Genomic DNA, 8,615 nt, shown 5'->3' with positions numbered 1-8,615 from the left:
GCCCTTGAACGTCTTCACCTGATCCATCAGGAAGTGCGAGACGATTTTCTCCACGCCGAAGCCGCCGTTCACCAGCACGGTCATGATGCGTTTCCAGGCGTGCATGTCGGGCACCACCACTCGCAGGATGTAATCGACGTTACCGCTGACGCGGTAGGACTCGACGATCTCCGGGATGTTCTCGATGCAGGCGTCGAAGTCGTGCAGGTTCTTGATGGTGTGCTGGGAGAACGAGATGTGCGCCATGACCACCGTGACGCTACGAATCCGGTCGACCTGAATCTGCGCTCGATAGGCACTGATCAAGCCGCGAGTTTCGAGGTCACGCACCCGTCGTAGACAGGCGCTGGGCGACAGCGCGACCCGATCGGCCAACGCCTGGTTGGTGATGCGAGCATCCTTCTGCAACACTTCCATGATCCTGAGGTCGATCTGATCCACCTCTTCGAGGTTCATCGCCGTGTCTTTCTTTTCGTGCGGGGCGGTCATGGCACGTACCTGTTCAAGCAGCGGCGGGGCGGGCGATCGATCCTATCAATCTCTCGGACGAAGCAGCGAAGGATCTGCGTCTTTTGCTGACCCGCCGCGCCGATTGTTGCGTGGTTACAGCGAAAAAACCTTGCGTATCAACGGCGCAGTGCCACGCCGATACGGCGGTCCCTAGCTGGACGAGGGTTCCGACTATATCCATATTTACCGACACCCGTCACTCCACCTCTACGGCTTGCCTGAAGAAATGACACCACCTGGGATCTTGGTCAGTTTGGTCGCGGCCGGTCTGCTGTTCGCCAGCAGCCACAGTTTCAGCCAGAGCGTCGGTTCGGCCGGCGCCTATCCGGCGTCCACGCAAGGCGGCTTCTACACACATAATTATTACTTCGCTCCGGCACCGAGCTCCACGCCGTGGGCCCCGGCCTGGTCGCCGGATGGCTCGAAGATCGCGGTGGCCATGAGCGGTTCGATCTGGCTGGTCGAGCCAAACTCGGGCAGTGCGCGTGAGCTCACGTACAACCGCAAGTACCACTCGATGCCGGCCTGGTCGCCCGATGGCCGTTGGCTGGTTTACGTGGCGGACGACGGCGGTGGCACCATTCAGCTGGAGATCGCCGACGTTGCCACCGGCAACAGCACGCCACTGACTGCCGACGATCAGGTCTACATGGATCCGGCGTTCTCGCCCGACGGCAAGCGGCTGGTCTATGTCTCGACCAAACCCAAGGGCAACTTCAACGTGTACATCCGCGCGTTCGAAGACGGTCGGCTGGCGGGCGAGGACGTTGCTGTTACGCGTGACAACGACTTCGGTCGCGAGCGGCTCTACTTCGGGCCCATGGACTTGCACATCACGCCGGCCTGGCTGCCCGATGGCAAAGAGCTGTTGCTGGTGTCGAACCGCAATGTGGCACTCGGTTCAGGCAACGTGCTGCGAGTTCCGGCGGTGGCGAACGGCATCGAACAGGCGATCACGGTACTCAATGAGCAGTCGCTGTATCGCGCTCGGCCCAGTGTGTCGCTCGACGGCAAGCGCTTCGTCTACTCGTCGACGCGCGGTGCCGCGGATCAATTCAACAATCTTTACGTGCAGCCGACGGCCGGCGGCGAACCGTACAAGCTGACCTTCTTCCAGCACGACGCGTTTCATCCTCGCTGGTCGCCCGATGGCGAGTGGATCGCGTTCATTTCGAATGAAGGCGGTCTGCCGCAACTGCAATTGCTGGAGACTTACGGTGGCGCGCTAAAGAAAATCGCCATCACCGAGCGACGTTGGAAGCGACCCATGGCAGTCGTGTCAGGCAGAACCATCGATGCAACCACTGGCCAGCCAACCGCCGCGCGTATTCATCTGAAAGCGTCGGATGGAAAGATGTACGCGCCTGAAGATGCGTACGCTCGCGTGAGCAGCGCCGGCGATCGCATCTTCCATCAAACCGGCGCGTTCCGCGTCGAAGTGCCGCTGGGACCCGTAAGCATCGAAGCCGTGAAAGGCTTCGAGTACACGCCGGTCAAATCAACGGTGCAGGCCGTCGACGGCAAGGTCGCGCAGGTCGAGTTGAAACTGCAGCCGCTGACTAATCTGTCGGCGCGCGGCTGGTACAACGGTTCGACTCACGTCCACATGAACTATGCGGGCAACCTGCACAACACACTGCCGAACTTGATGATGATGTCGGCCGCCGAAGATCAGGACATGGTCAATGAGCAGGTCGCCAACAAAGACAATCGGATTCTGGACTACCAGCACTTCATTCCCGGCGGCCAACCGCACCCGATCTCCACGCCGGAGCGGCTGCTGATCGTGGGTCAGGAATATCGGCCGGCGTTCTACGGCCACGTGTTCATGTTCCAACTGCGTGACCATCTCATCAGCCCGTTCACGACTGGCTACGAAGGCACGGCGATCGAGAGCTTGTACCCGAGCAACACGGACATGTTGCGCAAGGCGAAAGCGCAGGGCGCGACGGTTGGTTACGTGCACCCCTTCGGCGGCAGCAAAGATCCACTGATCGGCAATCTCGGCGCTGGCAAGGGCTTCATGGTCGATGCCGCGCTCGGCACGACTGATGCGCTGGAATGGTCTTACGCCAACACGAGCACCTTCTATCCGTGGTACGCGGCTCTCAACAACGGGCTGCGCGTGACGGCTGTTGGTGGTGAAGACTCGATCAGCAGCATGCACGCTTCCAAGTTGATCGGCTCGGTGCGCACGTACATACACACCGGCGATCGCGGGCTCGATGCCGACGCGTGGTTCGAAGGTTTGCGCAAGGGGCGTGCGTTCGTATCGACCGGGCCGCTGGTCGAGCTCACCGTCAACGATCGAATCCCCGGCGAAGACGTCAAACTGCCGGCTGCTGGCGGTGAGGTCAGCATCGTGGCGCGCGTGCAATCGATCACGCCGCTCGAGAGCGTCACGCTGGTGTGGAATGGTGAGGTCGTCGAGAAGATTCCGTTGTCGCGCGATCGCAAAGGCGCGCAGCTGAATAAGAAGCTCAAGGTCGCTCGCAGTGGTTGGTATCACTTGCGCGCGGAAGGAAATCCTAAAGAGCGCTATCCCCTCGATGCTGATTTCGCACAAGCCTTCACCAATCCAGTGTGGGTGACTGTCGGCGAGCAGCCCGTGCGCAACGCGGCTGCGGCCACTTACGGTATGAACTGGATCGACAAGCTCCGGCAGATGGCGGAAGTGTGGCCGGGCTGGCGCTCACAACAGGAAAAAGACCACGTCTTCGCGCAGTTCGATGAAGCGCGCGCCGTTTATAAGAAATTTCGCGACGAGGCCACCGCCACGGCCTCGCCGAGTCCATAGCAGATGGGAGTGCCGATGAGATCGATGTCGAAACCATCGCTGGGTGCTTTCGCAGCGAGCTGCGCGATGTTTGCTGCCAGCATCGTGTGGGCTGGTCCGGCCGACGCGCCTGAGTTCACCGGGCCGGGCAAGCGGGACTGCGCCGAGTGCCCGGAAATGGTGGTCATACCCGCGGGCCAATTTCAGATGGGCTCTGCGCAGAACGAGCAGGGGCGACTCGCCGACGAGGGGCCGTTGCACACCGTCACGTTTGCCAAGCCGTTCGCGATTGGCAAATACGAAGTCACCTTCGACGAGTGGGATGCTTGCGTGGCGGCGAAGGCGTGTGCGGCGGTGACAGATGAAGGCTGGGGTCGCGGTCGTCGCCCTGTCATCTACGTCAATTTCGAGATGGCGCAGGGCTATGCCAACTGGCTGACCAAGAAAACCGGTAAGCAGTATCGCGTGCCGAGCGAGGCCGAGTGGGAATATGCGGCGCGCGGCGGATCGAACACGCGTTGGTTCTGGGGTGAGGACTCGAAGCGCGCTTGCGAGTTCGGCAATGTCGGCGACGAGTCGGTGAAACAGGAGCATCCAGACTGGCCGCGTCACGATTGCAACGATGGCTACGCGAAAACAGCGCCAGTGGGCAGCTTCAAACCCAACGGCTACGGCGTGCACGACACTGTCGGCAACGTGTGGGAATGGGTCGAGGATTGCAGCAACCCGACGTATCAAGGCGCGCCTGCCGACGGTCGCGCTTGGTTGACTGGCGATTGTGGCAAACGTCTGGTTCGTGGCGGCGGTTGGTACAACAAACCTGACGTAGTGCGCTCGGCGCAGCGTTATGCGGGTGACGATCCAACACGCCGAAACAACACGCTCGGATTCCGAGTCGTCAGATCCGAGCCGCAAGATCTAGCCGCCGCTAACTACGAACGCCGTGTGCTCGACATTCCCATGCGTGATGGCGTGAAGCTGCGCACGGTGATCGTGGTTCCGAAGGGCGCAAAGAACGCGCCCATCTTGCTCACGCGCACGCCCTACAACGCCGAGTCCATGACTCAGCAGGCTGAGAGCAACGACATGCGCGAGTTGCTCGATGGCTTCGACCACGCCGTCGATGTGATCGTGGATGGCGGATACATTCGCGTCGTTCAAGACATTCGCGGCAAGCATGGTTCGGGCGGCGATTTCGTGATGACTCGGCCGCTGGCGGGCACGCCGTTCAACCGCACCTCGGTCGATGAATCGACGGATGCTTACGACACCATCGGTTGGTTGGTGAAGCATGTCGCTGAAAGCAACGGCAAGGTGGGCATCATCGGCACGTCCTATAACGGCTTCACGTCGATGATGGCGCTGGTGAATCCGCATCCGGCACTCAAAGTCGCGGTGCCCATGGATCCGATGGTCGACGGCTGGCGAGGTGACGATTGGTTTCACAACGGCGCTTTCCGTCAGTACGCCATCGCATCGATTCACGGTAGCGAGGCGCGCGACAACAGCACTGAGTTCTTGTGGGAGAGCGACGATCTCTACGAGTCATTCATTCGCGCGGGTTCGGTAGGAGATCTGGCGCGCCGAAACGGCACTGACAAGGTGCCGTTCTGGCGAAACCTCGTCGAGCATGCGGCTTACGATGAGTTCTGGCAGTCGCAGGCCATGGACCAGGTGCTGGCGAGCCGGCCGCTCAAAGTGCCGACGATGTTGGTGGGTTCGCTGTGGGACCAGGAAGATATCTACGGCGCCACCGCTGTCTACAAAGCCATCGAGCCGAGGGATAAAACCGGCAAGCAGGTCTATCTCAGCTTGGGTCCCTGGCATCACGTGCAAGCCATTATGGACGGCAGCGCCATCGGCAACATTCGCTGGGGACAGGACACGTCGAAATGGTGGCGAGCGAACGTGCTCACGCCATTTCTCGCACATCACTTGAAAGGCACGCCGATGGATGTGGCGCCGGTCACCGTGTTTCAGTCCGGCACTAACGAATGGCAGCGGCTCGATCGATGGCCGCTGGCGCAAGCGCATGCCAAGCTGTATTTGAAGCCGAACGGCGAATTGGGTTTCGATGCGCCGGCGGGGCCGGTGCAAACGGCGGATTACGTTTCCGATCCGGCGCGTCCGGTGACCTTCGTGCCGCGTCCCATGCGCACTGATGACGATCAGCAGTGGGAGACGTGGCTCACCAGCGACCAACGCAACAGCTCGGCGCGACCCGACGTTCTCACGTTCACTTCCAAGGTACTCGATCAGGCAGTGAGCATCGCGGGTGAGCCGATAGTGAAGCTCACGGCATCGACCAGCGGCACCGACAGCGACTGGGTCGTCAAACTCATCGATGTGTATCCGGATCAGGTCGCTGACGACTCAACAATGAGCGGCTATCAGCTGCCGGTGGCGATGGAGATTTTTCGCGGCCGCTATCGCAAGTCGTTAGCGCAAGCCGAACCGCTCGCGGCCAACGTGCCGCTGCGTTATGAGTTCGCGCTACCCGATGCGAATCATGTGTTCCGGCCCGGCCATCGCATCATGGTTCAAGTCCAGTCCAGCTGGTTCCCGCTGTACGACCGCAACCCGCAGACGTTCGTACCCAACATTTTTCTGGCCAAGCCCGCCGACTATGTGAAGGCCACGCAGAAGGTCGTCGTTGCGGGCCCGGACGCGAGCCACATCGAGCTGCCGATCCGGCGCTGAAGTAGCGCGGTCGATCCTATCAATCTCTCGGACACGCCGGTAAAGGATCTGCGTCTTTTGCCGGCCCAGCGCGCCGATTGTTGCGCCGACTTGGGGAAAAGTCCTTGTGTATCAAGGACTCTGCTACTGTCCGTGGCCGCGGCCGCCGGCTAGACGCAGGCCGCGACAGTATCCATATTTACCCTCAGGCCATCCCCAAAATGAAGCTCTCAGCCGAAGCAATGACACAACCCGGGTCGCAATCGTCCGAGTCGCTGCGTCCCACCTTGGGATGGGCGGGCCTGCTGGTGCTGGGGGTGGCGAACATCCTTGGCGCCGGTGTGTTCGTGATGACCGGCACTGCCGCGGCGTCGTTCGCTGGACCGGCGGTCACGATTTCATTCTTGCTCGCGGGCTTTGCTTGTTTGCTGGTCGGTCTGTGTTACGCCGAGCTGGCCTCGCGACTGCCGGAGTCGGGCTCTTCGTACACCTACTGCCGGCGCACCTTCGGCGCGTTGCCGGGTTGGGTGCTGGGCTGGCTGTTATTCCTCGAGTACAGCATCGCAGCTTCGATGTTGGGCCTGGGCTTCGGCGGTTATCTGGTGAGCTTTCTCGGCGGCTTCGGCATTCATGTGCCGGCGAGCGTGTCGACCTCGTTGGTCACCGCGACGCTGGTGGATGGCGTCGGCTTTCAATTCGGCATCGGCAACAGCGTGAATCTGGTTGCTGCTGCCGCCTGTCTCGGTGCCGGCATCATTCTGGCGCTTGGCATCTCACGCTCCGCACTCGTCAATTCAATCCTGGTGGTGATCAAGGTGCTGGTGCTGGTCGGTTTCGTGCTGGCCGGTGCGCACGCGGTCGATCCGGGCAACTGGCAGCCGTACATCCCAGCCAACGAAGGTGGCTTCACTTATGGCTGGGAAGGCATCGCACGCGCGGCTTCGTTGTTGTTCTTCGCCTTCCTGGGTTTTGAAACGGTGTCGACGGCTGCCGCCGAGACACGCAATCCGCATCGGGATGTGCCGGTGGGCATTCTGGGTTCGCTGTCCATCTGTGCGTTGTTATATGTGATGGTGGCGACGGTGCTGACGGGGTTGGTGCCGTTCCGCGAACTCGGCGTTGCCGATCCGATTGCGCTTGCCGTCGATCGCATCGGTTGGCCGGCGATTGCGACGTTGATCAAAGTCGGCGCGCTGGCCGGTCTGGGCTCGGTGCTGTTGGCCAATGCGTTCGGTCACTCGCGTGTTTGCTACGCGATGTCCAATGACGGCTTCCTGCCGAAACTGTTTTCGCATGTTCACCCGACGCGCAACAGTCTGTGGAAAGCCAACCTCACGCTCGCCAGCCTCGCAGGCCTCGGTGCGGCACTGCTGCCTATCTCGGTGCTCGCCGACATGATCTCTTTGGGCGTGGCGCTCACGTTCGCGATGGTGGCTATCGCGTTGATCGAGCTGCGTAGCAAAGAGCCGGAGAAAGCCGGGCGCTTTCAAGTGCCCTTGGGCGGTGTCTGGATCAATGGCATTTGGTTCGGCACGGTGCCGGTGCTCGCCATCCTGGTCAGCTTCCTGATGACCTTGCCGGTGCTGCTGGATCTGGTCGGCCAGATCCGCCATGGCGAACTGTTGCCCGCCTGTTTGTTACTCACCTACATGGCCATCGGCTTGGCGATTTATTTGTTCTACGGCAAGCCGCGCTCACGACGCCTGCAGACGGCCGCGACCGCCGAGCTTTCGGGAAGTCTTCACTGATGACGATTCGGGAAATCTCACTCTCCGAGGCGCTGGCGCTCGGACGCCTGGATGCGCACGACCAGGCGCGACTGGTGCGCGATGGCGAGCTGCCGGTGGAAGCGTTGACCGAAGCCGCGATCCTGCGCATCGACGCGCTCGATCCTACGGTGCGCGCGCTCAGTCACTACGATCCCACTCTCGCTCGGGGCGAAGCTCGTGCGCTTCGCGAGAGCGGCGGCACGATGCGAGGTGTGCCGTGGCTGCCGAAAGATTCACTCGACTATCCCGGCATGCCGACAACGTCGTGCTCGCGCAGCCGCAGCCGCAAAGCCATTCAACATGGCCATGCCTACGTGCAACGCTTGCAGCAGGCCGGTTTGGTGGCGCTGGGTAAGTCGTCGATGCCGGAGTTCGGTTTGCTGGCTTCCACCGAACCGCTCGCCGGGCCGGTGACGCGTAATCCCTGGTCGCTCGAACATTCACCTGGCGGTTCGAGCGGCGGTGCTGTCGCTGCCATCGCAGCTGGACTCGTACCACTCGCACACGGTAGCGATGGTGGTGGCTCGATTCGCTTGCCGGCATCTTGCTGTGGCGTGGTTGGATTGAAACCCGGCCGTGACAGCACGGTGCGCGTGCGTGCACGTCACCTGGTCGAAGATTTGTTGGTGGCGGACAGCTTGCACTCACGCAGCGTTCGTGACGTCGCTTGGGGCTTCGCCGCTGCCCATACCGATTCCAAACGTGCTGTCGTCACTGGTCCATCGTCTCGCCGTCTACGCATCGCCGTGATCGAACATGGCTTGCGTGGCAACGTGCCTCATGCAGACACCGCGCGTGCAGTGGCATCCACCGCTGATCTCTGCGCAAGGCTAGGGCACAAAGTCGAACGGACCAGCTGGCCGTTGGACGGTCACGCGTTT

Annotated in this window: 5 protein-coding genes; 4 read left to right on the top strand and 1 reads right to left on the bottom strand. The window is 61.5% G+C overall.

What is annotated here, in order from left to right; genetic code table 11:
• Window positions 1-489 (bottom strand): Lrp/AsnC family transcriptional regulator (locus tag JNL55_RS12635; RefSeq protein WP_293853364.1); only part of this gene is annotated, 489 nt, incomplete at its 3' end.
• A gap of 265 nt (window positions 490-754) precedes the next feature.
• Here JNL55_RS12635 and JNL55_RS12630 point away from each other — a divergent pair.
• The 4 genes from JNL55_RS12630 to JNL55_RS12615 form a co-directional block, all read left to right on the top strand.
• Complete coding sequence (locus JNL55_RS12630; protein ID WP_293853362.1) at window positions 755-3,307, top strand: CehA/McbA family metallohydrolase; 2,553 nt, start codon at window positions 755-757, stop codon at window positions 3,305-3,307.
• A 15-nt stretch (window positions 3,308-3,322) separates the two neighbouring features.
• Entirely contained in the window at window positions 3,323-5,986 is a 2,664-nt protein-coding gene (locus JNL55_RS12625) for a CocE/NonD family hydrolase (RefSeq protein WP_293853360.1), read from the top strand.
• A gap of 221 nt (window positions 5,987-6,207) precedes the next feature.
• The gene (locus JNL55_RS12620; RefSeq protein WP_293853358.1) at window positions 6,208-7,713 is read left to right on the top strand and encodes an amino acid permease; all 1,506 of its coding nucleotides are present in this window, start codon (window positions 6,208-6,210) and stop codon (window positions 7,711-7,713) included.
• Window positions 7,713-8,615: amidase family protein (locus JNL55_RS12615; RefSeq protein WP_293853356.1), on the top strand; the 903-nt coding region annotated here is incomplete at its 3' end. The genes JNL55_RS12620 and JNL55_RS12615, both read left to right, overlap by 1 nt.

The sequence above is a fragment of the Steroidobacter sp. genome, assembly GCF_016790065.1.
Lineage (GTDB): Bacteria > Pseudomonadota > Gammaproteobacteria > Steroidobacterales > Steroidobacteraceae > Steroidobacter.
The sequence above is the reverse complement of the archived record's forward strand: the minus strand, read 5'-3'. Positions and strand labels throughout refer to the sequence as shown.